The sequence below is a fragment of the Comamonas sp. wu1-DMT genome (assembly GCF_040187805.1).
GTDB lineage: Bacteria > Pseudomonadota > Gammaproteobacteria > Burkholderiales > Burkholderiaceae_C > Comamonas > Comamonas thiooxydans.
On record NZ_JBANEM010000012.1, the window covers coordinates 182,721 to 205,831 of the forward strand.

17 protein-coding genes and 1 pseudogene are annotated in these 23,111 nt (G+C 64.4%); 13 read left to right on the forward strand and 5 right to left on the reverse strand.

Going from position 1 to position 23,111, the window contains the following annotated elements:
* Positions 1-5: 5 nt before the first annotated feature.
* The 3 genes from V8Z78_RS18075 to V8Z78_RS18085 are packed head-to-tail and all read right to left on the reverse strand — an operon-like array spanning position 6 to position 4,230.
* Positions 6-1,301 carry a c-type cytochrome gene (locus V8Z78_RS18075; RefSeq protein WP_349731858.1) on the reverse strand — a complete coding sequence of 432 codons (1,296 nt, stop codon included), beginning with the start codon at positions 1,299-1,301 and terminating at the stop codon, positions 6-8.
* A gap of 23 nt (positions 1,302-1,324) precedes the next feature.
* A complete protein-coding gene (locus V8Z78_RS18080) occupies positions 1,325-3,619 on the reverse strand; it encodes a xanthine dehydrogenase family protein molybdopterin-binding subunit (protein WP_349731859.1) in 2,295 nt (764 codons plus the stop codon).
* A 2-nt stretch (positions 3,620-3,621) separates the two neighbouring features.
* On the reverse strand, positions 3,622-4,230 hold the full coding sequence (locus V8Z78_RS18085) for a (2Fe-2S)-binding protein (protein WP_054075551.1): 609 nt from the start codon (positions 4,228-4,230) through the stop codon (positions 3,622-3,624).
* 468 nt (positions 4,231-4,698) lie between these two features.
* Here V8Z78_RS18085 and V8Z78_RS18090 point away from each other — a divergent pair, with 468 nt between their 5' ends.
* Positions 4,699-5,178, forward strand: coding sequence for a VOC family protein (locus tag V8Z78_RS18090; protein ID WP_349731860.1), 480 nt, complete (start codon positions 4,699-4,701; stop codon positions 5,176-5,178).
* Between the two features lie 316 nt (positions 5,179-5,494).
* Complete coding sequence (locus V8Z78_RS18095; RefSeq protein WP_279089890.1) at positions 5,495-6,553, forward strand: beta-keto acid cleavage family enzyme; 1,059 nt, start codon at positions 5,495-5,497, stop codon at positions 6,551-6,553.
* A gap of 681 nt (positions 6,554-7,234) precedes the next feature.
* Here V8Z78_RS18095 and V8Z78_RS18100 read toward each other — a convergent pair.
* Complete coding sequence (locus V8Z78_RS18100; protein WP_314352828.1) at positions 7,235-8,077, reverse strand: TauD/TfdA dioxygenase family protein; 843 nt, start codon at positions 8,075-8,077, stop codon at positions 7,235-7,237.
* Between the two features lie 348 nt (positions 8,078-8,425).
* Between V8Z78_RS18100 and V8Z78_RS18105 the strand changes: the two genes are divergently transcribed.
* Entirely contained in the window at positions 8,426-9,442 is a 1,017-nt protein-coding gene (locus tag V8Z78_RS18105; protein ID WP_349731861.1) for an AraC family transcriptional regulator, read from the forward strand.
* A gap of 54 nt (positions 9,443-9,496) precedes the next feature.
* Here V8Z78_RS18105 and V8Z78_RS18110 read toward each other — a convergent pair.
* Positions 9,497-10,415, reverse strand: a pseudogene (locus V8Z78_RS18110) (LysR family transcriptional regulator).
* A gap of 112 nt (positions 10,416-10,527) precedes the next feature.
* Here V8Z78_RS18110 and V8Z78_RS18115 point away from each other — a divergent pair.
* The 10 genes from V8Z78_RS18115 to V8Z78_RS18160 form a co-directional block, all read left to right on the forward strand.
* Positions 10,528-12,645 (forward strand): 3-hydroxyacyl-CoA dehydrogenase NAD-binding domain-containing protein, encoded by a 2,118-nt coding sequence (locus V8Z78_RS18115; RefSeq protein ID WP_349731862.1) that lies wholly within the window; start codon positions 10,528-10,530, stop codon positions 12,643-12,645.
* A 263-nt stretch (positions 12,646-12,908) separates the two neighbouring features.
* A complete protein-coding gene (locus tag V8Z78_RS18120) occupies positions 12,909-14,105 on the forward strand; it encodes an acetyl-CoA C-acyltransferase (RefSeq protein WP_003062624.1) in 1,197 nt (398 codons plus the stop codon).
* Between the two features lie 162 nt (positions 14,106-14,267).
* Positions 14,268-15,467 carry an acyl-CoA dehydrogenase family protein gene (locus V8Z78_RS18125; RefSeq protein ID WP_349731863.1) on the forward strand — a complete coding sequence of 400 codons (1,200 nt, stop codon included), beginning with the start codon at positions 14,268-14,270 and terminating at the stop codon, positions 15,465-15,467.
* Positions 15,468-15,653: 186 nt separating this feature from the next.
* On the forward strand, positions 15,654-16,787 hold the full coding sequence (locus tag V8Z78_RS18130; RefSeq protein WP_349731864.1) for an acyl-CoA dehydrogenase family protein: 1,134 nt from the start codon (positions 15,654-15,656) through the stop codon (positions 16,785-16,787).
* Between the two features lie 48 nt (positions 16,788-16,835).
* Positions 16,836-17,627: an oxepin-CoA hydrolase, alternative type gene (locus V8Z78_RS18135; RefSeq protein WP_349731865.1), complete on the forward strand. Its 792-nt coding sequence runs from the start codon at positions 16,836-16,838 to the stop codon at positions 17,625-17,627.
* Positions 17,628-17,667: 40 nt separating this feature from the next.
* Complete coding sequence (locus tag V8Z78_RS18140; protein ID WP_054075557.1) at positions 17,668-18,915, forward strand: CaiB/BaiF CoA transferase family protein; 1,248 nt, start codon at positions 17,668-17,670, stop codon at positions 18,913-18,915.
* 261 nt (positions 18,916-19,176) lie between these two features.
* Positions 19,177-20,193 (forward strand): Bug family tripartite tricarboxylate transporter substrate binding protein, encoded by a 1,017-nt coding sequence (locus V8Z78_RS18145; RefSeq protein ID WP_349731866.1) that lies wholly within the window; start codon positions 19,177-19,179, stop codon positions 20,191-20,193.
* 256 nt (positions 20,194-20,449) lie between these two features.
* Positions 20,450-21,463 carry a tripartite tricarboxylate transporter substrate binding protein gene (locus tag V8Z78_RS18150; protein ID WP_349731867.1) on the forward strand — a complete coding sequence of 338 codons (1,014 nt, stop codon included), beginning with the start codon at positions 20,450-20,452 and terminating at the stop codon, positions 21,461-21,463.
* Between the two features lie 7 nt (positions 21,464-21,470).
* A complete protein-coding gene (locus V8Z78_RS18155) occupies positions 21,471-22,445 on the forward strand; it encodes an NAD(P)H-dependent flavin oxidoreductase (protein ID WP_314973226.1) in 975 nt (324 codons plus the stop codon).
* A 36-nt stretch (positions 22,446-22,481) separates the two neighbouring features.
* Positions 22,482-23,111, forward strand: a 630-nt coding sequence (locus V8Z78_RS18160) for an electron transfer flavoprotein subunit beta/FixA family protein (RefSeq protein WP_349731868.1), incomplete at its 3' end; no start/stop codon positions are given.

Consider the following 23,111-nt stretch of genomic DNA (forward strand, 5'->3'; position numbering starts at 1 on the left):
TGCTGTCAATGCGCCTGGGTCTGCTTGCGCAACTGGCCTACCTTGGCGGCCAGGTCCTTCCACTCGTCCACGCCGTACTGGGCACGCATGGTGTTGAGCAGGGTGGCGATCTGTGCATCGCTGAGCGCATGGCGGAAGGCCGGCATGGTGCCCAGGTCGGCATGGGCCGGATGCTGCACGCCTTCGAGCACGGCCATGATGGCGTTGTCGGGCGATGCGGAGTGCAGGCTGGTGCTCAGGGCCAGCTGGGGACGCACGCCGAAGCTGCTGCCCGAAGGGTCTGCCTTGTGACAGGCCATGCAGGCGCCCTGGTACAGACGGTAGCCTTCGGCATCGAGTGCCAGCTTGGGCTTGGCGGTCTTCTCTTCGATGAGTGCCTTGGCATCGCCGGGGGCGGCGTCGGCCTTGCGGTAGCTCATCAGATAGGTGGCAATGGCGTCGAGGTCGGCATCGCTTTGCTGCGACAGGCCGTGGGCCACGGGAGCCATGGGGCCGGCTGCCACACTGTGACGGGCCGAGAAGCCGGTCTTCATATAGTCGACCAGATCCTGCTTGGTCCAGGGCAGGGGCGAGGCCGTCTTGTCCGTCAGGGCGGGCGCATCCCAGCCTTCGGCGCTGCCGCCGCTCAGGTGGAATTCACCCGTTTTTTCAGCGGCCAGGCTGTTGCGCGGTGTGTGGCAGGCACTGCAGTGACCCAGGCCTTCGACCAGATAGGCGCCGCGATTCCACTCGGGAGCCTGCTTTTCATCGTCCTTCACTACGCCGGGCTTGAGGTAGAGCCAGTTCCAGGCCGCAATGCCGCGGCGCACGTTGTAGGGGAAGTTCAGCGCGGTCTTGGGCGCTTCGTTCTCCACGGCAGGCTCGCTCATCAGAAAGGCGTACAAGGCCTTCATGTCCTCGTCCGTCACGCGGCTGAAGGCCGTGTAGGGGAAGGCGGGGTAGAGGTACTGGCCTTCGCGGTCCACGCCGTGGCGCATGGCGCGCTCGAAGGCTTCATAGCTCCAGCTGCCGATGCCGGTCTGCAGATCGGGCGTGATGTTGCTGGTGTAGATGGTGCCGAAGGGGCTGGGCATGGCCAGACCGCCTGCGTTGGTCTTGCCGTTGGGCGCAGTGTGGCAGACGGCGCAGTCGCCCATGGCGGCCAGCAGCTTGCCCTTGGCAATCTGCTGGGGCGTGAAGTCGGCAGCGGGAATGGCTGACTGGGGCGCAATCTCGCCCTGATGGGTGAGTGCCAGGCCGGCGGCAGCCAGCACGACCACTACAGCCGCACTGCCCGCCAGAATCTTTTGGAACGTTCGCATATCTATGTTCTTTATCGGTGGAGTCACTTGGACGAGGCGGCGCCGCTCTTGGCAGCCTTGAGCGCGGCCAGCACGCGGCTGGGCGTGAACGGCACTTCCAGCAGGCGCACGCCGGTGGCGTCAAAGATGGCGTTGGCCACGGCGGCCGCGCTGGGCACGGACGCCGATTCGCCGGCGCCCATGGGGGCCTCGTTGGGGCGCTCGACCAGCAGCGAGTCGATCTCGGGCAGCTCGTCAAAGCGCAGGATGGGGTAGCCGCCCCATTCCACGGAGGTGACGCCGCTCTTGTCGAAGGTGACGAATTCCTTGAGCACGCGGCTGGTGGACTGCACCACGTTGCCGTGCACCTGATGACGCACGCCTGCGGGGTTGACCATGGCGCCGGTGTCCTGGGCGACAAAGACCTTGTCGACCTTGACTTCGCCGGTTTCGCGGTCCACGGTCACGTCGACCACCCAGGTCGCCCAGGCCGCACCGTAGCCGGGGAACTTGCTGTGGAAGTAGCGGGCATAGGCAAAGCCGCGACCCTTGACCAGGCGTTGATCTTCAGGTGCCGCATTGCGGCGGGCCGGGCCTTCCTGCCAGTTGCACTGCTTCTTGGCCTCGGCAATCAGCGCCACGGCGCGCGGGTCCTTGAGGTAGCGCAGGCGGTACTCGATGGGGTCGGCCTTGGCCAGGTAGGCGCATTCGTCGATCCAGGACTCATGGGCGAACACATTGGGCAGGGCGGAGACGCCGCGCATCCACGAGGCGCGCACGATGGGCACGGCGTCCTGGGAGATCACGCGCATCTTGGGGTACTCGTACTGCGGGATGGCCGTGCGGTCGCCCATTTGCTGAGCCTCGATCTTGGCGGACACCTTGCCCGTGAGGATCAGGGCCAGCGCCGAGGCGTTGTTCGAGGGGTAGCAGGTGCGCAGCTCGTAGGCGGCCACATTGTTTTGCTCGTCCAGGCCGCCGCGCACGCGAATCAGCTGGCCCGTGCCCTTGGGCTCCCAGCCGGCTTCCTGCTCACGCATCAGCTGCACGCGCACGGGCTTGCCCACGGCGGCCGACATCAGCACCGCATCCGAGCAGACGTCGTCCGCGCAGTTGCGGCCGTAGCAGCCAGAGGCTTCGAGGCGGGTGACGTTGATGTTGTCGGCATTCACGTCCATGAGCTTGGCAATGTCCTTGCACACGTCGTGAGGGTTTTGCGAGCCGGTCCAGACCTGGATCTGGCCGTTGCCCACTTCGGCAATCGCACAGGACGGGCCGATGGAGCCGTGAGCGTGATAGGGCCAGACATAGTCGCGGGTCAGCGCAGTCTTGACCTGCTCGACGGCCTGCAGCGCACCTTCGTCTTCCTGCAGCACGCGGTCGGTCTTGGCGTGGTCCACCAGAGTCTGGTGCAGGCCGCTCAGCGACATATCGGGCAGGCCGCTCCATTCCTTCCAGGTGACCTTGAGCTGGCGCATGGCAGCGATGGCCTGCTCTTCACGCTCGGCCACCACGCCCACGAAGTCGCCCTTGACCACGACCTTGACGATGCCGGGCAGATGGGCGATGGACTTCTCGTCCACTGACACCAGGCTGGAGCCCAGCGGAGCCGTGGCATCGGCGCCGGTGTAGGGAGGACGGATCACGCGGCCGTGCAGCATGCCGGGCACGCGCAGGTCGTGGATATAGGTCAGCGCGCCCAGCACCTTGTTGGGGATGTCCACGCGTTGAACCGATTTGCCGATGTACTCGAAGCCGGACTTGCGCAGCTCGATCTTGTCGTCGACCTCGATCTGCAGATCCTGGCCCTGGACCAGTTCGCCATAGCCGTAGCGCTTACCGCCGGCGATGACAAAGCCTTTCTGGGTGGTGATGCGGTCAGCGGGAACACCGGACTTTTCGCTGGCCAGCTTGATCAGCAGCTGGCGCACCTGCGCTGCGGCATGGCGCATGGGCAGGGACGATACCTGGATGGTGTTGCTGGCAATGGTGGGGCCCAGATCCGGGGTGCGGGCGGTGTGGCCCAGCACCATGGTCACGGCGGCAAAGTCCACATACAGCTCGTCGGCCACCAACTGGCCCAGAGCCGTGCGCACGCCCGTGCCCAGGTCCACGTGGCCGTTGTAGGCCGTGACGGAGCCGTCGGCGCCAATCGCGATGAAGCTATCCACCAGCTTGGCCGAAGGAATGGGGAAAGCGCCCTTGGCAGCCGCCTCGGGGGCGGTCTGGGCCATCAGCAGATGGCCGCCTGCCACGGAGCCGACCATCAGCATGCCGCCGGCCTTAAGCAGCTGGCGACGGGTCAGTTGAGCGTGATTGTCTTTGGTGAAGAATTTCATGATCAGGCAGCCTTTGCGGTGGTGGATGCGCCGGCGGCGGGGAGGGCAGGGCTGTGGCCCTTGGCAATCAGCTCGCGGGCGCGCGCGGCGGCCTGCATGATTTCCACATGGGTGCCGCAGCGGCACAGATGGCCGGACAGGGCGTGCCTGATTTCTTCGTCGCTGGCCTTGGGCTGCTGGTTGAACAGGGCAACCAGCGCCATGATCATTCCGTTGGTGCAATAGCCGCACTGCGCAGCCTGTGCATCGACAAAGGCTTGCTGCACCACATGCAGGGTGTAGGTGCGTGCGGTGGCAGGCGCCTTTGTCTCGGCGGCGCTGACATCCAGCACGGCGCGGTCCTGCAGGGCTTGCGCGCTGGCGGCCTTGCTGGCGTCAGGCGACAGGCCTTCCAGCGTGGTGACTTTCTTGCCGTCGACGGCCTTCAGGGGCACGGAGCAGGAGCGCGCCACCTTACCGTCGATCAGCACGGCGCAGGCACCGCATTCGCCCAGGCCGCAGCCGAACTTGGGGCCGTTGAGCTGCATGTCATTGCGCAGCACATACAAAAGAGGTGTGTCGGCAGTGGCGCTTTGCGCGTCCACTTCCTGGCCGTTCAGAGTGAATTTCATGACGTAGGTTTCAAGAGTCAGTCTTATATATGTGTAGTCAATTATATGACTAGACAAAAATAAAGGTGCCTGGCTTGATATAAAGCAGATTCGATTGCTCTGGTGTGCGCTAGCGAGGGGGTAAGCAGACCGGTGCCGAGCGGCGGCTTCAGCGTTCGGAGCTGCGGCCCCGGGGCCAGGCAGGGCGTGCGTGGTTCCGCATGCGGCCCCGAGCGCACGAGAAGCCGTCCGGGCCGCAGCCGTGGCGAGAGCCAGACTGCCAGGCTGTTTGGCAAGGCATTACCCTGCGCTCCTGATATGGGGATTGAAGCGCTGGGGAAATGCGGCTTCAATGCACAGACGCCGAAAGCCGCCGGTGCATCGACGCATTGGCGCATCGGCGCACCGGCGCACCGGTGCCTCGATAGAGAGGGGTCCGCGGTCTGCGGGTCTGCAGACATTCATCAGTCCCTGTTCAGGAGAGCCAAGATGGTCAGCAAAAACACGATTTGTCTCTGGTACGAAAGCGAGGCCCTGGAAGCCGCCAGGTTCTACGCCCAGACTTTTCCCGACAGCGCAGTGGGCGCGGTTCACCACGCACCGGGCGACTACCCGTCCGGCAAGCAGGGCGATGTGCTGACGGTCGAATTCACGGTTATGGGCATTCCCTGCCTGGGTCTGAACGGCGGCCCTGTCTTCAAGCACAACGAGGCGTTTTCGTTTCAGGTCGCAACAGATAGTCAGGAGGAAACGGATCGCCTGTGGAACGCCATCGTCGGCAACGGCGGCCAGGAAAGCCAGTGCGGCTGGTGCAAGGACCGCTGGGGGCTGTCTTGGCAGATCACGCCGCGTGTGCTGACCACGGCCATTGCCGACCCGGATCGTGCGGCGGCCAGACGGGCTTTTGAAGCCATGATGGAGATGAGGAAGATCGATATCGCCGCCATCGAGGCAGCCTGGCGCGGCTAGGCGGGCGGCTGCGATAGGAGCAGCGACAGGCTGGCAGGCTGCATTCATCGTCGCGGCACAGCTGCGACGGTCCGGTTCGGAGCAAGGATGCATCGGAGCGCCCGCGTGCTCTGGCGCACTTTGCCAAGCTTTGAGCGCCCTAGGGCAAACGCTTTGCAGACAGCTCTCCTACAGTGAAATTGCTTTCAATTTCGACGATTCGGTGCCTGCCGGCCGGTGTTGCCCATGCCTTTTGAATGCCTGGCGGCATTGCACAGGGCGGGCAAGCCGCGGCCATGGCTGTCCGTCGAAGCCCGCATTCACTTGGAGACATGTCATGAACTTCCTCGACGGCCATCTGTTCCCCGAAAACCAGCAACCCCTGATCATTACTGCGGCGCCCTATGCTCCGGGCTGGCTGCCTTCGGACTTCCCCGAAGACATTCCCGTCACCATGGAGGCGCAGATCCAGAAAGCCGTGGACTGCTACAACGCGGGAGCCACGGTGCTGCACCTGCATGTACGCGAGCTTGACGGCAAGGGCAGCAAGCGCCTGTCCAAGTTCAACGAGCTGATCTCCGGCGTGCGCAAGGCCGTGCCCGAGATGATCATCCAGGTCGGTGGCTCCATCAGCTTTGCTCCCGAAGACGAAGGCCAGGCGGCCAAATGGCTTTCCGACGACACCCGCCACATGCTGGCCGATCTGGACCCGGTGCCCGATCAGGTGACCGTGACGGTGAACACCTCGCAGATGAACGTGACCGATCAGGCCGAAGACGCGGACTTTGCCGGTACCTCGCGCGCCAATCCCACGCTGTTCAATGCCTACAAGGAAATGACCGTGCCCGCCCAGCCGGGCTGGGTGGAGGAGCATGTGCGTCGCCTGACCAAGGCCGGCATCCAGAGCGCTTTCCAGTGCTACAACCTGAACAGCTTCGAGTCGGTGGAGCGCCTGATGCGCCGCGGCTTCTACATGGGCCCGCTGGTCATGAACTGGGTGGCGATCGCTGGCGGCATGGACACCCCCAGCCTGTACAGCCTGGCCAACTTTGTGCGCGCCGTGCCCGATGGCGCCGTGCTGACCGTGGAGAGCAATGTGCGCAACGTGCTGCCCGTGAACATGTGGGGCATTGCTGCCGGTCTGCATGTGCGCTGCGGCACCGAAGACTGTCTGTGGAACCAGGCGCGTACGGAGAAGGCCAGCACCGTCTCGCAGATCGAGCAGCTGGTGCGGATCTCGCGTGAATTCGGTCGCCCTGTTGCCACCGCCAAGGAGGCGCGCGAGATCAGCAAGATCGGCGTGTTCTACGACAGCGTGGAGGAAAGCCTGGCCGCCAACGGCTTTGCGCCTAACCGGCCCGGCGCCAACCAGGGCTTCCTCAGGAAGACCTCCTGATCTCCCAGTGCAGGCTTGCAGGCAAGGCGATCACGGCCTCGCCTGCAAGCGGTCTCTGCTGAACCGACATGCGCAAAAACGGCCTCCGCAATGTAGGCCTTTTTCATGCCTGGATGATTTCGGGCAGGCCCGGAAAAATGGCCCTGGCAAGGCTGGGGCCGGGCCTGAGACAGGCCTGGTGAAGGCGTCTGGGCCGGCGGCTGCGGATGGATGGATGGTCTTGAGCATGCCTCTGGCCAGCTCACAGCTGTCAAGGCGCGGGAGGAGCGGGAGGTCCGTGATGCGCACGCTGCAGTGCTCGTCACCGACTCGCCGCGCAGAGATGCTGCAGGCGCGGTTGACGAGGATCACCATTGTGGTATTCAGGCTCGTCAGGCTCGCGCGTGCCATGGCTCACAGCAATGGCTGGTTGTACCTGGCAGTGCTGTCGCCCTCCCGGGCCTGCGCTCTGTCATCGGCCTCAGGGCGCGATTGGCGCAAGGCGGGGCCTGGTCAGGCGCACATTCATGCAGGAGGTGATGACAGAAAAAATAATAGCTGCCTGCGCTTGATTTAAAAGCGTTTCAGGCAGCTATGACTTTATCTTCAATGGCAGTCAAGCGATACAAGCTATTGTTTTTGCGCAGCGCCGGTGTGATGCGCCGTGTTCCGGCGCCGGCATGCGGCGCAGGTGGCGCTCGCTCAAAAAGGCTTGTCGCCGATGATGGCAGCGCGCTCCATCTTGCGCGCGGCGGGCCAGTAGTCCTGCACGGCGTAATGCTGGGTGCAGCGGTTGTCCCACATGGCGACGCTGCCGGGCTTCCAGCGAAAGCGCACCTGGTACTCGGGGATGGCCGCCTGACTGATCAGATAGTTCAGCAGCATGCTGGCACCGGGCGTCTTGTCCTGGCCATAGCGCACGTTCTCGGGCGTGTGGTAGTTGGCAAAGTGGGTGGTGAAGCTGCAGACGTAGAGAATCTTCTCGCCGGTTTCGGGGTGGGTGCGCACCACGGGATGCTCCACTGGAGGATGCTGGCGGCCCAGTTCCAGACGCTTTTCTTCGGGCATGACGGCGCCGAAGCCGTGCTCGATGCTGGACTTGGCCTTGAGGCCGGCTATCTTCTGCTTGATGTCTTCGGGCAGGTTGCGGTAGGCCTCGGCCATGTTGACCCAGATGGTGTCGCCACCGACGGCAGGGCCTTCGATGCAGCGCAGCACGCAGCCCATGGTCGGGTTCTCGCGCCACTGACCGTCGGTGTGATAGGTGTTCTCGTAGTTCTCGCGCTTTTCGCTGCGGTAGATCTGCACCAGACCGGGGTGCTCGGGGTCGCTGCCGGCCACGGGGTGGTCTTCCAGATCGCCGAAGTGGCGCGCAAAGCCCACATGCTCGGCACGCGTGATGTCCTGATCGCGGAAGAACAGCACCTTGTGCTGCAGCAGCAGGGCGCGAATTTCCTCGGCCAGGCCCTTGTCGCGGGACGCATCGCCGAGGTGGATGTCGGAAACCTCAGCGCCGATGCTGCAGGTCAGTTGTTCGACTTTCATGGTCTTCTCCTAAGTACCCGGCAAGGCCTTGATGCAGGGCGCCGCCGTCTGATGGAAAAATTCTCGGCGCAGCAACAGCCCCGGGGCTTGACCGATCGCGTCAGCTTGTTGCCCTCTTGGGTGGGTGCAAGGAAAACCCTAGGGTGGGGCCCGGGTGTCATGAAGTGGACGCATCTGCGCGCCGAACCGTCATATCTGTCGCGATCTACTGGTATCCATTGATTGACTGCTTGTTGCGATATTGATAAACATCAACACCCGAAATGCAGGTTGCCCTTAGAGCCTGCTTCCATCCATGAAATCCGGGCCTGTTGCGCAGTACCCGGGTCAACCGTTTTCCTGGTCACGATGAAGCCCCGTATCCGAAGTGTGAGCCTGTGCAAATACGCCAAGGTGGCGAATGAGCTCGGCATCGATCCGCTGCGCATGTTCCGCCAGGTGGGGCTGGATCACAGCTGTCTGAGCTCTCCCGACCTCATGGTTCCAGAAGCTGCGTTTGCGCAGTTGCTCGAGGCTTCGTCCGCCCAGGCAGGCCATGCTTCGCTGGGCCTGCTCATGGGCTCGCATTGGCGTCTGTCCGACTTCGGGCCGATCAGCCTGCTGCTGCAGCACCAGGCCAGCCTCTCCAGCATGCTCAAGACCTTCAAGGACTATGACCACATGATCAGCACCACCGTGGGCACGGAGGTGGTGACCCAGGGGCGCTATTCCATCATTCAGCTGAACCTGGATACCGAGCGCGAGAACCCGGGGCGCCACCCGGTGGAGCTGGGCATCACGGCGCTGATGAGCCTGTGCCGCTATCAGCTGGGCAAGCACTGGAGCCCGGCCAGCATCCACTTCTCGCACAGCTCGCCAGGCAGCACCATGAGCCATCGCCGCGTGCTGGGCAGCGAGATCGTGTTCGGCTCGGACTTCGATGGCATCGTGGTGAGCAACGAGGATCTGGAGGCCATCGATGCCGATCACGACAGCCTCATGGAGAGCCATGCCCGCAGCCTGATGGAGAGCCATGCACCGCGGCCCATGGCCCGGTCGCTGGAGCAGCAGGTGCGCAGCACCTTGCAGTCGCTGCTGCCACATGGGCGCCACAGCATTGCCCATGTGGCCGGCGCGCTTGGCTATACGGCCCGCTCGCTGCAGCGGCACCTCGAAACCCAGAACACCAGCTTTCAGGAAACGCTGGACGCCGTGCGCAGCCAGGCCGCGCTGCGTGCGCTGCAGAATCCGCAGCTGTCGGTAAGCGAAGCGGCCGCTCAGGCCGGCTTTGCCGAGAACAGCTCGTTCACGCGCTGGTTCAGCAAGCATTTTCAGCAAAGCCCCAGCAGCTGGCGCCAGCAGAATCTGAATCGCAGCCTGTCCTGAGCCCTCTGCCCGCATGAGAACGCCAGCCTGGTCGCTGGCGTTTTGCGTTGCAGCTCAGGGCTGGGGCATTGCGGCCAGCCGGGTTGCTTCGGGTTGGGCCTTGGCCAGCAGAAAATCGATGCAGGTGCGCACGGCCTTGGTCTGATGCCGGTTGGGCAGGTAGAGCAGATACATATGGGTGCCGAAAATGCTGAGCCGGTACTCGTCCAGTGTGCTCAGCACCTCGCCCGTAGCCAGCTTGTCCTGCACCACATAGTCGGGCACCAGGCCTACCCCCAGGCCGGCCAGGATGCCATCGCGCAGAAAGGGAAAATGCTCGGAGATCATGGTGGGCTCCAGCATCACCTCGTGGCGCTCGGAGCCCAGATAGGCGGCCAGGCGCAATTGCCGCCCCGTGACTCCGGCGGTGATCAGCGGGCTGGCGCGCAGGGCATGCAGGGTTCTGGGCAGGCCGTGGGTCTGCGCATATTCGCGTGAGGCACAGGCCAGGTAGCGCACCGTACTCATGCTGCGCGCCACCAGGGAGAGGGGGGGGCTCCTGGATCACGCGCACGATGATGTCCACATCGTCGCGCAGATTGTCGGCCCGGTTCTCGAACAGCACATCGAGCACGATGCCCGGGTACAGGCGCTTGAACTCAATCAGCCATTCGCTCATCACGATCTGGCCGTAGCCGCTGGGCACGCTGATGCCCACGCGACCCTGCAGGCTCTGGCCCAGCGCCGTGATGGCCTCGCGTGCGGCCAGCATTTCGTTGTGGATGTTGCGCCCGTGCTCGTACAGGCGCATGCCGATCTCCGTGGGCTCCACGCGGCGCGTGGTGCGCTTGACCAGTTGCACGCCCGCAGCCTTTTCCAACTGGGTCAGGTGATAGCTCACATTGGCACGCGTCATCTTGAGCTTGCGCGCTGCCTGGCTGAGATTGCCGCTATCAATGATTTCGACCAGCAGGGTCAGCGATTGGGAGTCCATGGCGTATTTGTCTAATTTTCTTTGACAGTCTGTCAATGATTCATGGGATTGTTAGAAAACATTGTCGTCGTAAAAATAAAGCCCATTCCATAAAGAGATTCAGGAGACTCGCATGACCGCCCAAGCCAGCACCTCTGTCGTCGAACTCAGGCAAGACGGTGACGTCCTGCTCGTCAGCGTCAACAATCCGCCCGTCAATGCGCTGGGCGCTGCCGTGCGCCAGGGTCTGATGGCGGCCATGGAACAGGCCGATGCCAGCGCCGCGGTCAAGGCCGTGGTCATCGTGGGTCAGGGCAAGGCTTTCATCGCCGGTGCCGATATTCGCGAATTCGGCAAGCCCCCGGTCCAGCCTTTCCTGCCCGATGTCTGCAACCGTATCGAGGCCTGCAGCAAGCCCGTGGTGGCCGTGATTCATGGCGCGGCACTGGGTGGCGGCCTGGAGATTGCCATGTCGGCGCATTACCGCCTGGCGCTGCCTGGCGCCAAGCTGGGTCTGCCTGAAGTCTCCCTGGGTCTGGTGCCCGGCGCCGGCGGCACGCAGCGTGCGCCGCGCCTGATGGGCGTCAAGGCCGCAACCGAGCTGATGCTCAGCGGCCAGCAGATCGGCGCCAAAGCCGGACTGGCAGCCGGTCTGGTGGACAAGCTGGAAGAGGGCTCGGACCCCGTGGCCGCGGGCCTGGCCTATGCACGTGAACTGCTGGCGCAGGGCGCGCCGCTGCGTCCTGTCAGCGCCACGCCGGGACGCCTGGCCGACAAGGCTGCCGCCCAGGCGGAACTCGATGCGCTGCGTGCGGACACGGCCAAGAAGTCGCGCGGCCTGTTCTCGCCGCTGAAGATCATCGATTGCGTTCAGGCTGCGCTGGACCTGCCTTTTGCCGAAGGCCTGAAGTTCGAGCGTGCCCAGTTTCTGGCCTGCATCGACAGCCCGCAGCGCGCCGGCCTGATCCACGCCTTCTTTGCCGAGCGCGAGACAGCCAAGATTCCCGAAGCCCGTGCCGCCCAGCCGCGCGCCTTCAGCAAGATCGCCATCATTGGCGGCGGCACCATGGGCGCGGGCATCACCGTCTCGGCGCTGGATGCCGGCCTCGTCGTGACCATGATCGAGCGCGATGCCGAATCCATCGCACGCGGCCAGGCCAATGTGGAGAAGGTCTACAACGGCCTGATCGCCAAGGGCCGCATGAACGAGGAGGCCAAGGCCGCTATTCTTGCGCGCTATACGCCTTCGACCCGCTATGACGACATTGCCGATGTGGACCTGGTGATCGAGGCGGTCTTTGAAGACCTGGAGGTCAAGAAGGCCGTGTTCAAGGAACTGGACCGCGTCTGCAAGAGCGGCGCCGTGCTGGCCACCAACACCTCGTATCTGGACATCGATGCGATTGCCGCCGTCACCAGCCGCCCGCAGGATGTGATCGGTCTGCACTTCTTCAGCCCGGCCAACATCATGAAGCTGCTGGAGATCGTCGTGCCCGCCAAGGTGGCGCCCGATGTGGTGACCACGGCCTTCGAGCTGGCCAAGAAGATGAAGAAGGTGCCGGTGCGTGCCGGCGTCTGCGACGGCTTTATCGGCAACCGCATTCTGGCCACTTACAAGCAGGCCGCCGACTACCTGATGGAAGACGGTGCCAGCCCCTACGAGATCGACGAGGCCGTGCGCGGCTTCGGCTTTGCCATGGGGCCCTTCCAGGTCACCGACCTGGCCGGCGGCGATATCGGCTGGGCCACGCGCAAGCGCCGCGCCGCCACGCGCGACCCCAAGGCCCGTTATGTGGAGATTGCCGACCGCATCTGTGAAAACGGCTGGTTCGGCCAGAAGACGGGACGCGGCTTTTATCTTTACCCGCAAGGTGCGCGCATCGGTCAGCCCGACCCCGAAGTGCTGGCGATTGTGGATGCCGAGCGCGCCAAGAAGGGCGTGACAGCGCGCCCGTTCACGGCCGAGGAAATCATGCGCCGCTACATGGCCGCCATGGTCAACGAAGGCGCCAAAGTGGTGGGCGAGGGCATTGCGCTGCGCCCGCTGGATGTGGACGTGACCTTTATCTCCGGCTACGGCTTTCCGCGCCACCGCGGCGGCCCCATGAAATGGGCCGATATGCAGGGCCTGGCCAAGGTGCTGGCCGATATCGAAGCCTTTGCCAAGGAAGACGCGCTGTTCTGGAAGCCTGCGCCGCTGCTGCAGAAGCTGGTGGCCGAGGGCAAGAACTTCGAAAGCCTGAATAAGTAACACCCCCTGAGGCGCTCCGCGCCTTCCCCCTCTCTCGCTTCGCGGGAGGGGGACACTGCCCTCGCTGCGGGGCGGCGGGGCCGCCTAGGCCCTTGCTCGGCAGTCCGGCTATGGGGTGTGCCAGTTTTTGAGCGATTAATCAAAAAAGTAGCTGCTAGCGCATGATTTGCATTGATTTCAGTATGAAAAGCATCTGAAAGCAATGAATGACAAGCGCAGATAGCTATCAGAAATAGTTTTCAACATTCACAGAGACAAGCACCATGCGTGAAGCCGTTATCGTTTCCACCGCCCGCACACCGCTGACCAAGTCGCATCGTGGCGAGTTCAACATCACTCCTGCCGCCCAGCTGGCTGCTTTCTCCGTCAAGGCGGCGGTGGAGCGCTCGGGTGTCGATCCCGAAATGATCGAGGACCTGATTCTGGGCTGCGGCAACCCCGACGGCTTCCAGGGCCGCAATCTGGGTCGCCAGACCGTGTTGCGCGCCGGGCTGCCGCTGTCGATCGCCGGCACCACGATCACTCGCTTTTGCGCTTCGGGTCTGCAGTCCATCGCCATCGCGGCGGGTCGCGTCGTGGCCGAGGGCGTGGACGTGATGCTGGCCGGCGGTATCGAAACCATCTCCGGCATCCGGGCCGGCAACAATCTGCCCACCGACATGGACCCCTGGCTGGTGGAGCACAAGCCCGAGCTCTATATGGCCATGATCGACACCGCCGATGTGGTGGCCAAGCGCTATGGCATCACGCGTGAAGACCAGGATGCGTTCTCGCTGCAAAGCCAGCAGCGCACGGCTGCGGCCCAGGCCGCCGATCTGTTCAAGGACGAGATCATTGCCTGCTCCACACGCATGATGGAGAAGAACAAGGAAACCGGCGAAGTCACCTACCGCGACGTGGTGGCCACGCAGGACAACTGCAACCGCGCCAGCACCACGCTGGAGGGACTGGCCAAGCTGGAGCCTGTGAAGGGCCCTGGCAACTTCATCACGGCCGGCAATGCCTCGCAGCTGTCCGACGGCTCCAGCGCCTGCGTGGTGATGGAAGCCAGGCTGGCAGAGCGCCTGGGCCTCAAGCCCCTGGGCGCTTTCCGCGGCTTCGCCGTGGCCGGCTGCGAGCCTGACGAGATGGGCATCGGCCCGGTGTTTGCCGTGCCCAAGCTGCTCAAGCGCCACGGCCTTACGGTGGATGACATCGACCTCTGGGAGCTGAACGAAGCCTTTGCCTCGCAGGCCCTGTATTGCCAGCGTCAGCTGGGCATTCCCAACGAGCGCCTCAACGTCAACGGCGGCGCGATTGCCATCGGCCACCCCTTCGGCATGACGGGTGCACGCCTGACCGGCCACATCCTGCTTGAAGGCCAGCGCCGCAAGGCCCGCAACCCCAAGGTCAAGTACGGCGTGGTGACCATGTGCATCGCCGGCGGCATGGGCGCTGCGGGCCTCTTCGAGATCTTTTGATCCCCCTGAGCCGCTGCGCGTCTTCCCCCAAGGGGGGACGGCTGCATTGCTGCGGGGCGGCGGGGCCGCCTAGGCCCTTGCTTGCAGCCTCTGGCGCAAGAGCATGCCAGTTTGAAGATTAAAGGCGCCAGAAGCAGCGCCATGGATTACCAGGAAATAGCAATGGATTTGCAATTCACCCCCCAGGAAGAGGCGTTTCGCGCCGAGGTGCAGAGTTTTCTCAAGGAAAAGCTGCCCAAGCATATTTCGGCCAAGGTCAAGGCCGGACAGCGCCTGAGCAAGGCTGATCAGGATGAATGGCATGCCATTCTCAACGAGCGCGGCTGGTATGCGAATCACTGGCCCCAGGAGCATGGTGGTCCGGGCTGGGGGGCGGTCGAGAAGTTCATCTTCGACACCGAGTGCGCCCTGGCGGGCGGCCCGCGCATCGTGCCCTTCGGCGTGAACATGCTGGGGCCGGTGCTGATCAAGTACGGCAACGAGCAGCAAAAGAAGTACTGGCTGCCGCGCATTCTGAGCGGGCAGGACTGGTGGTGCCAGGGCTATTCCGAGCCCGGCGCGGGCTCCGATCTGGCCTCGGTGAAGACCACCGCCGTGCGCGATGGAGACTTCTACATCGTCAACGGCCAGAAGACCTGGACCACCCAGGGCCAGCACGCCAATATGATCTTCTGCCTGGTGCGCACCAACCGTGAAGCCAAGGCCCAGGCCGGCATCAGCTTTTTGCTGGTGGACATGAACAGCCCCGGCGTGGAGTTACGCCCCATCCGTACGCTGGACGGCGACAAGGAAGTCAACGAAGTCTTCTTCACCGATGTGAAGGTGCCGGCCGAGAACCTGGTGGGCGAGGAAAACCGGGGCTGGACCTATGCCAAGTATCTGCTGACCTACGAGCGCACCGGCATTGCGGGCGTGGGCTTTTGCATCTCGGCCCTGGCCAAGCTCAAGGTCATCGCCGCCAAGGTGCACAAGAACGGCCAGCCTTTGAGCCAGGACCCACTGTTCGCGGCCCGCATGGCCCGTGTCGAGATCGACCTTGAGAACATGAAGACCACCAATCTGCGCGTGATCGCGGCCGTTGCCGGTGGCGGCGTGCCCGGTGCGGAGAGCTCCATGCTGAAGATCCGCGGCACCGAGATCCGCCAGGAGATCCTGTCGCTGATCCGCCGCGCCATGGGCGTGTATGCCGTGCCCTATATCGACGAGGCCCAGTACGAAGGCTATGACCAGGCGCCCCTGGGCGGCATCGACGAAGCCGCCACGGCCTCGACCAACTACTTCAACTACCGCAAGCTGTCGATCTTCGGCGGCTCCAACGAAATCCAGAAGAACATCATCTCCAAGATGATTCTGGGCTTGTGAACCTGTAACCCCCTGAGTCGCTTCGCTTGGGCGGCCCCGCACCTTCCCCTAGCCGGGCGCCCCCAAGGGGGACGACGCCCTCGCTGCGGGGCGGCGCGGCCGGCCTAGGCCCTTGCTGGGCGTCCCTGGCGAACCGGGCGGTGGCATGCGACACCGATTCGTTCGATTGGGTAGAGAGAATTTGTCATGAACTTCACACACACCGAAGACCGCCGCATGCTGGCGGACAGCCTGAACCGCTTTGTTTCTGAGCAGTACGGTATCGAACAGCGCAACCATTTGGCCTATGGTGCAGAAGGTCACAGCCCCGCGCTGTATGCGCAATTTGCCGAGCTGGGTGCGATCGGCGCGCTGTTCCCGGAAGAAGAGGGCGGCTTTGGCGGCTCGGGCTTTGACATCAGCGTGGTGTTCGAGTCGCTGGGCCGTGGCCTGGTGGCCGAGCCGCTGCTGGGCGCGCTGGTCGTGGGCCAGGCCCTGATTGCGGCCGGCAGCGATGCGCAAAAACGCCAGCTGGAGGACATCATCGCCGGCAGCGCGATCGCCGCTCTGGCGCACGATGAACCAGGCAGCCACTACGAGCTCAACAAGGTCACGGCCACGGCGGCCAGGACCGCCACGGGCTGGGTGCTCAACGGCGCCAAGAGCGTGGTCGCCTTTGGCGAGAAAGCCGATCTGCTGCTGGTGTCCGCGCGCACCGCAGGCGGCATGTTCGATACTGCCGGCATCAGCCTGTTTCTGGTCGACGGCAATGCCGCCGGCATTGCCAAGCGTGGCTATAGCCGCATGGAAGGCGGCCGCGCCGCCGAGCTGACTTTCGAGAATGTGCAACTGGCCGAGGATGCGCTGCTGGGTGCCGAGGGCCAGGGCCATGGCGTGCTCGAGCATGTTCAGGGCTTTGCCTTGCTGGCGCTGGCTGCCGAGGCGCTGGGCGCCATGGATGTGGCCAAGCAGAACACGCTGGAGTATCTGCAGACGCGCAAGCAGTTCGGCGTGGCCATCGGCAGCTTCCAGGCGCTGCAGCACCGCATGGCCGATCTGCTGCTGGAGGTGGAGCAGGTGCGCTCCACGGTCATCAATGCGGCCGATGCCATCGACAACGCCCAGGGCACCGAGCGCGAGAAGATGCTGTCTGCCGCCAAGTACACCGTGGGCTCGGTGGGGACCCTGGTGGCCGAGGAAAGCATACAGATGCATGGCGGCATCGGCATGACCTGGGAGCTGCCGCTGGCGCATTACGCCAAGCGACTGATCATGATCGACCACCAGTTTGGCGACGAGGACCATCACCTGGCGCGTTTCATGGCCTTGACGCTGGCATGAACTCCAGCGCCTGAGGCGCTGCGGTTTCACTAGACATGGAGAACATCAATGAGTGACGCTTTGCTGATTCGCCGCGAAGGCGCCGTACTGGTGCTGAGCAACAACAATCCGGCTGCGCGCAATGCACTGTCGCCCGCGTTCTACGCGGCCGTCACGACCGCGCTGGCGGAGGCTGCGGCTGACGCCAGTGTGGGCGCGGTCGTGCTCACGGGCGAGGGCGGGCATTTCTGCGCCGGTGGCGATCTGCGCCAACTGGCCAGGCGCCGCGAACTGCCCGTGGAGCAGCGCCGTGAAAAGCTTGAAGGCCTGCACGATCTGATTCGCGCCGTGCGCGACTGCCCCAAACCCGTCATCGCCGCCGTCGAAGGCGCGGCAGCGGGCGCGGGCCTGTCGCTGGCACTGGCCTGCGATATGCTGGTGGCCGCCCGCGACAGCTTGTTCTCCGTGGCCTATGTGAAAGTGGGTCTGACGCCCGACGGGGGCGCCACGGCCTTTCTGGCCGAGTTCGTCTCGCGGCAGGTCTTGACCGAGCTGTGCCTGACCGGCGAGCGCATCAGCGGCGAACGCATGCACGCTTTGGGCTCCGTCAATCGCCTGGCCGAGCCCGGCCAGGCTCTGGCCGGTGCCGTTGCGCTGGCCGCCCAGATCGCGACCGGCCCGGACCAGGCCACGGCCTTGATCAAGGACCTGTGCCGCCAGGCACCGCGCAACACGCTGGAGCAGCAGCTGGAGCTGGAGGCTCAGCACATGGTGCACTCGCAGGGGAGCGAAGAGTCCCGTGAAGGCATTGCCGCCTTTCTCGAAAAGCGCAGCGCCGACTTCAACAAATTGCGTGCTTGAGCGCTCGACTAAACCAAGATTTTCCAAGGAGACAAGGCAGATGGCCGACAGCAATACCGAACAGAACCAGGACATCGACTTCCCGCTGGAGGGAGTGAAGGTACTCGATCTGTCCCGCGTCTTCGCCGGGCCGCTGTGCGGCATGGTACTGGCCGACTTCGGCGCCGAGGTGGTCAAGGTCGAGCACCCGGGCCGCGGCGACGACACGCGCGACTGGGGCATTCGCATCGGCAAGACCGAGACCACCTACTACAACAGCATGAACCGCAACAAGCGGTCCATCACGCTGGATCTGCAAACGCCCGAGGGCGTGAAGATCCTCCATGAACTGCTGCCTCAGTTCGACGTGCTCATCCACAACTTCAAGACCGGCGGCGCCGAGAAGCTGGGTCTGGGCTACGAGCAGCTCAAGGCCATCAAGCCCGACCTGATCTATTGCGCAGTGGCTGGCTATGACAGCAGCGGCCCCGAGGCCAAGCGCCCCGGCTACGATCTGGTGATCCAGGGCGAGGCGGGCCTGATGGCGCTCAACGGCGAGGCAGGCATGCCACCGCTCAAATTCGGCGTGGCCGTGGTGGACCTGGTAACCGGCATGTATGCTGCCCAGGCCGTGCTGGCCGCCTTGTTCCGCCGCGAGCGCACGGGCAAGGGCCGGCTCATCGAGATGGCGCTGTACGACAGCGGCATCACGGTCACCGGCTACTACGGCCTGGATGCCCTGCAACTGGGGCACGACCCCGAGCGCTACGGCAATGCCCACCCCTCCATCGTGCCTTACGGCATGTACGAGGCCGCCGACGGCCCGCTGATCATTGCCGTGGGCAATAACAGCCAGTTCGACAAGTTCTGCCGTCAAGTCATCATGCGCCCCGACATCGTCGAGGACCAGCGCTTCTCCACCAACGTCAACCGGGCCAGGAACCGGCTGGAGTTGCTGCCCATGCTCAAGGCGCTGATAGGTAGCTTCCCGCGCGATCTGCTGCTGGAGCGCCTGACGGCTGCAGGCATTCCCTGCGGCCGTGTGGCCGGCCTGCACGAGGCCCTGACCAGCGAGCGCACGCGCCGCAGCGGCCTGCTGCGCGACATGCCCCATCCCGTGGTCGGCACCACGCCCGTGTTCGCGCCGCCCTACCGCCTGGACGGGCAGCGTCTGCCCATCCGCCATGCACCGCCCACGCTGGGTGAGGGCACGCGAGAAGTGCTGCAGCGCCTGCTGACGCTCGATGATGCGCAACTGCAGGACCTGCAAGCCAAGGGCGTTCTCACGCTGCCCCAGGAGCCTTCATGAAGCACCCCCTGAGCCGCTGTGCGGCTTCCCCCGTGTGCACGGCGCCCTCTCTCGCTTCGCGGGAGGGAGCGTACGGGCAGCCGGCGACACCTTCGCAGCGGGGCGGTGCGGCCGGCATAGGCCCTTGCTCGGTGTCGCTGCGTTGGGCTGTGTCAGGCTCACAGGCAGCGGACATCTCATAGAGCCAAAAATAACTGAAAAGCAAGTTTAAAGGCCGCATAAGACGGCAAACAAAGACAGCGACTTCATAGGAGACAAACCATGAGCATCCCAGTCACACGCCGCGATCTTCTGCAAGGGCTGGCCGCCATCGGCGGCGGAAGCCTGCTGGCCACGGCCGCCGGCAGCGCCCTCGCGCAGGCAGGCAAGCCGGCCTGGCCCGCAAAGCCCATCCGCGTGGTCGTGCCCTTCAACGCGGGCGGCGCCACCGACATCATCGCGCGCACCATCGGCGAGGTCCTGGCCAAGCGCCTGGGCCAGCCCGTGGTCATCGACAACCGCGGCGGCGCGGCCGGCATCCTCGGCACCGAGGCCGTGGCCAAGGCCGTGCCCGATGGCCACACGCTGATGGTCTCGCTCAGCACCTCCATGCTGATCAACCAGTTCCTCTACACCAAGCTGCCCTACAACCCGCAAAAAGACATCGCGCTGATCAGCCAGATCGCCGCAGCGCCCGTCACGCTGGTGGTCCATCCTTCGGTGCCGGCCAACAACATGAAGGAGCTGCTGGCCTATGTGAAGGCGCACAAGGGCAAGCTCTCGTACGGGTCCTGGGGCGTGGGCTCGTATGCCCATCTGGCCGGTGCCTATATGAGCAAGACCATGGATGCCGACATGAACCACGCCGCCTACAAGGGCGAGGCCCCCATGATCCAGGAGCTGATCGGCGGCCAGCTGCAGCTGTGCTTTTCCAGCGCGCTCAACACCAAGCCCTTCATTGAGTCGGGTCGTCTCAAAGCCATTGGCGTGACCGGCAAGGAACGCATGGAAATTCTGCCCAAGTTGCCGACCATCTTCGAGCAGGGCGTGACCGACGACGCCTATTCGATCTACGGCTGGGTGGCAATGGGCGCGCCAGCCGGCACGCCCAAGGAGGTCGTGGACCAGCTCTACGGCCACCTGCGCGAAATCATCAAGGACCCCAAGGTGCTGGAGCGCATCGCGGGCGCCGGCTTCATACCCATGATGAACAGCCCCCAGGCTTTCCGCGACAACTACCAGCGCGATATGCCGATCTGGAAAGCGCTGGTCGAGCAGGCTGGCGCCAAGCTTGATTGACCTCCCAGAGTCGCTTCGCCTGGGCGGCCCCGCGCCTTCCCCCTTGAAGGGGGCATACGGGCGGCCGGCGACACCCTCGGTGCGGGGCGGCGCGGCCGGCGTAGGCCCTTCCTCGGTGTCCCTTGCATTGGGACATGCCGGATTCATGGGCAGTGGGTGGCGCGCAGCGCCATGGATCACTGAATGACTGATTTTTACGGCCCGCGGTAGTGGGCCGCCACCGACGACTGCTGAGACAGCTTTGAGAGGAGACTTCATGTACACGCGCAATACCGCACCTCAGGTCGGAGCCACCCGGCGCAGCGTTCTGGCCCTGGCCGCCGCGCCGTTGCTGGCCGGCCTGGCCGGCGGCGCACTGGCCGAGACCGAATGGCCCGCCAAGATGCTGCGCCTGGTCGTTCCCTTCCCTGCGGGCGGCCCGACTGACACGGCATCGCGCATCGTGGGCCAGAAGCTGGGCGAGCGCCTCAAGCAGACCGTGGTCGTGGAAAACCGCCCTGGCGCATCGGGCTCCATCGCGGCCGTGCAGGTCGCCAAGAGTCCGGCCGACGGCTACACGCTGATGATGCTGGCCACGCCCACGCTGCTGGCACCCCATCTGTACAAGAAGGCCGGCTACGACACCGTCAAGGATTTCGCGCCCGTGGCCACGGTCTATGACCTGCCCATCGTCATCGTGGTCAATCCTGCGCTGCTGCCCGACGTTACCGACCTCAAGAGTCTGATCGCCCACGCCAAGGCCCAGAAATCACCGCTCAACTACACCAGCTCGGGTGCCGGCAGCTTCGGCCATCTGAGCATGGAGATGCTCAAGCAGATGGCCGGCTTCGACATGCAGCACGTGCCCTACAAGGGCGGCGTGCCCGCCATCACCGACACCATCGGCGGCCAGGTGCCCATCATGTATGCCGACCTCGTGGCTGCGCTGCCCCATATCCAGGTCGGCAAGCTGCGCGCCATCGCCGTGGGATCGCCCCAGCGCGTGAGCATGCTGCCCGACACGAAGACGATCGCCGAACAAGGCATCAAGGGCTATGACGCCGTCTCCTGGGGCGGCCTGCTCGCGCCCAAGGGAACGCCCAAGGCCGTGGTCGAGCGCATTGCCTCAGAAGTCCAGCAGATACTGGCCGACAAGGACATCCAGAGCAAGCTGCTTCACGCGGGCGCCATCGCCACTTTCCAGAATCCTGCCCAACTGGGTCAGCGCATCCAGCAGGACTACACGCGCTGGGGTCAGCTGATCCGCGACAAGGGCATCGCAGCGGAGTGACAACGACATGAAGACACGCATCACCGAACTCTTTGGCATCGAGCACCCCATCATCCAGGGCGGCATGCACCATGTAGGCCTAGCCGAGCTGGCCGCTGCCGTCTCCAACGCAGGGGGACTGGGCATCATCACGGGCCTGACCCAGCGCACGCCCGAGTTGCTGGCGCGCGAGATTGCGCGCTGCCGCGAAATGACGGACAAGCCCTTTGGCGTCAACCTGACCTTTCTGCCCTCGGTCAACCCGCCCGACTACCCGGGCTATGTCAAGGCCATCATCGAAGGCGGCGTCAAGGTGGTCGAGACGGCCGGCAACAACCCGCAGAAATGGCTGCCCGCGCTCAAGGAAGCCGGCATCAAGGTGATCCACAAGTGCACCTCGGTGCGCCATGCGCTCAAGGCCGAGGCCATCGGCTGCGATGCCATCAGCGTGGACGGCTTCGAATGCGGCGGCCATCCGGGCGAGGACGACATCCCCAACTTCATCCTGCTGCCGCGCGCCGCAGAAGAACTGAAGATTCCGTTTGTCGCCTCGGGCGGCATGGCCGACGGCCGCTCCCTGGTGGCCGCGCTGGCGCTGGGCGCCGAAGGCATCAACATGGGGACGCGCTTCATCGCCACGAAAGAGGCCCCCGTACACGCCAACGTCAAGCAGGCCATCGTGGCGGCCAGCGAGCTCGACACCCGTCTGGTCATGCGCCCGCTGCGCAACACCGAGCGCGTGCTGAGCAATGCGGCCACCGAACGCCTGCTGCAAAAAGAGCGCGAGCTGGGTGCGGCCATCACCTTTGCCGACATCGCGCCCGAAGTGGCCGGCGTCTATCCGCGCATCATGCACGACGGCGACATGGACGCAGGCGTCTGGTCCTGCGGCATGGTCGCGGGCCTGATCCACGATGTGCCTACGGTGGCGCAGCTGATCGCCGGCATCATGGACCAGGCCCATGCACTGATCAACGAGCGGCTCGCGGGCCTTGCCCGCTAAGCCTTTCACTCTTCAAAACCAGGAAAGATCTTTCTCATGAAAATCCTTGTACCCGTCAAACGTGTCGTGGACTACAACGTCAAGGTCCGCGTGAAGTCGGACGGCACGGGTGTGGACATCGCCAACGTCAAGATGAGCATGAACCCCTTTGACGAAATCGCCGTCGAAGAAGCCGTGCGCCTGAAGGAAAAAGGCGTGGTGACCGAAGTCATCGCCGTCTCCTGCGGCGTGGCTCAGTGCCAGGAAACCCTGCGCACGGCCATGGCCATCGGTGCCGATCGCGGCATTCTGGTCGAGACCGATGTCGAGCTGCAGCCCCTGGCCGTGGCCAAGCTGCTCAAGGCCCTGGTGGACAAGGAGCAACCCGGTCTGGTCATCTGCGGCAAGCAGGCCATCGACGACGATGCCAACCAGACCGGCCAGATGCTGGCGGCCCTGGCCGACCTGCCCCAGGCCACTTTCGCCTCCAAGGTCGAAGTCGCTGGCGACAAAGTGAATGTGACCCGCGAAGTGGACGGCGGCCTGGAAACCGTGGCCCTGTCCACGCCCGCCGTCATCACCACCGATCTGCGCCTGAACGAGCCCCGCTACGTCACCTTGCCCAACATCATGAAGGCCAAGAAAAAGCAGCTGGACACCTTCAAGCCCGAAGACCTGGGCGTGGAC

Coding starts and splice junctions, on each gene's coding strand:
- V8Z78_RS18075 (WP_349731858.1), bottom strand. CDS start 1,301: ATGCGAACGTTCCAAAAGATTCTGGCGGGCAGTGCGGCTGTAGTGGTC.
- V8Z78_RS18080 (WP_349731859.1), bottom strand. CDS start 3,619: ATGAAATTCTTCACCAAAGACAATCACGCTCAACTGACCCGTCGCCAG.
- V8Z78_RS18085 (WP_054075551.1), bottom strand. CDS start 4,230: ATGAAATTCACTCTGAACGGCCAGGAAGTGGACGCGCAAAGCGCCACT.
- V8Z78_RS18090 (WP_349731860.1), top strand. CDS start 4,699: ATGGTCAGCAAAAACACGATTTGTCTCTGGTACGAAAGCGAGGCCCTG.
- V8Z78_RS18095 (WP_279089890.1), top strand. CDS start 5,495: ATGAACTTCCTCGACGGCCATCTGTTCCCCGAAAACCAGCAACCCCTG.
- V8Z78_RS18100 (WP_314352828.1), bottom strand. CDS start 8,077: ATGAAAGTCGAACAACTGACCTGCAGCATCGGCGCTGAGGTTTCCGAC.
- V8Z78_RS18105 (WP_349731861.1), top strand. CDS start 8,426: ATGAAGCCCCGTATCCGAAGTGTGAGCCTGTGCAAATACGCCAAGGTG.
- V8Z78_RS18115 (WP_349731862.1), top strand. CDS start 10,528: ATGACCGCCCAAGCCAGCACCTCTGTCGTCGAACTCAGGCAAGACGGT.
- V8Z78_RS18120 (WP_003062624.1), top strand. CDS start 12,909: ATGCGTGAAGCCGTTATCGTTTCCACCGCCCGCACACCGCTGACCAAG.
- V8Z78_RS18125 (WP_349731863.1), top strand. CDS start 14,268: ATGGATTTGCAATTCACCCCCCAGGAAGAGGCGTTTCGCGCCGAGGTG.
- V8Z78_RS18130 (WP_349731864.1), top strand. CDS start 15,654: ATGAACTTCACACACACCGAAGACCGCCGCATGCTGGCGGACAGCCTG.
- V8Z78_RS18135 (WP_349731865.1), top strand. CDS start 16,836: ATGAGTGACGCTTTGCTGATTCGCCGCGAAGGCGCCGTACTGGTGCTG.
- V8Z78_RS18140 (WP_054075557.1), top strand. CDS start 17,668: ATGGCCGACAGCAATACCGAACAGAACCAGGACATCGACTTCCCGCTG.
- V8Z78_RS18145 (WP_349731866.1), top strand. CDS start 19,177: ATGAGCATCCCAGTCACACGCCGCGATCTTCTGCAAGGGCTGGCCGCC.
- V8Z78_RS18150 (WP_349731867.1), top strand. CDS start 20,450: ATGTACACGCGCAATACCGCACCTCAGGTCGGAGCCACCCGGCGCAGC.
- V8Z78_RS18155 (WP_314973226.1), top strand. CDS start 21,471: ATGAAGACACGCATCACCGAACTCTTTGGCATCGAGCACCCCATCATC.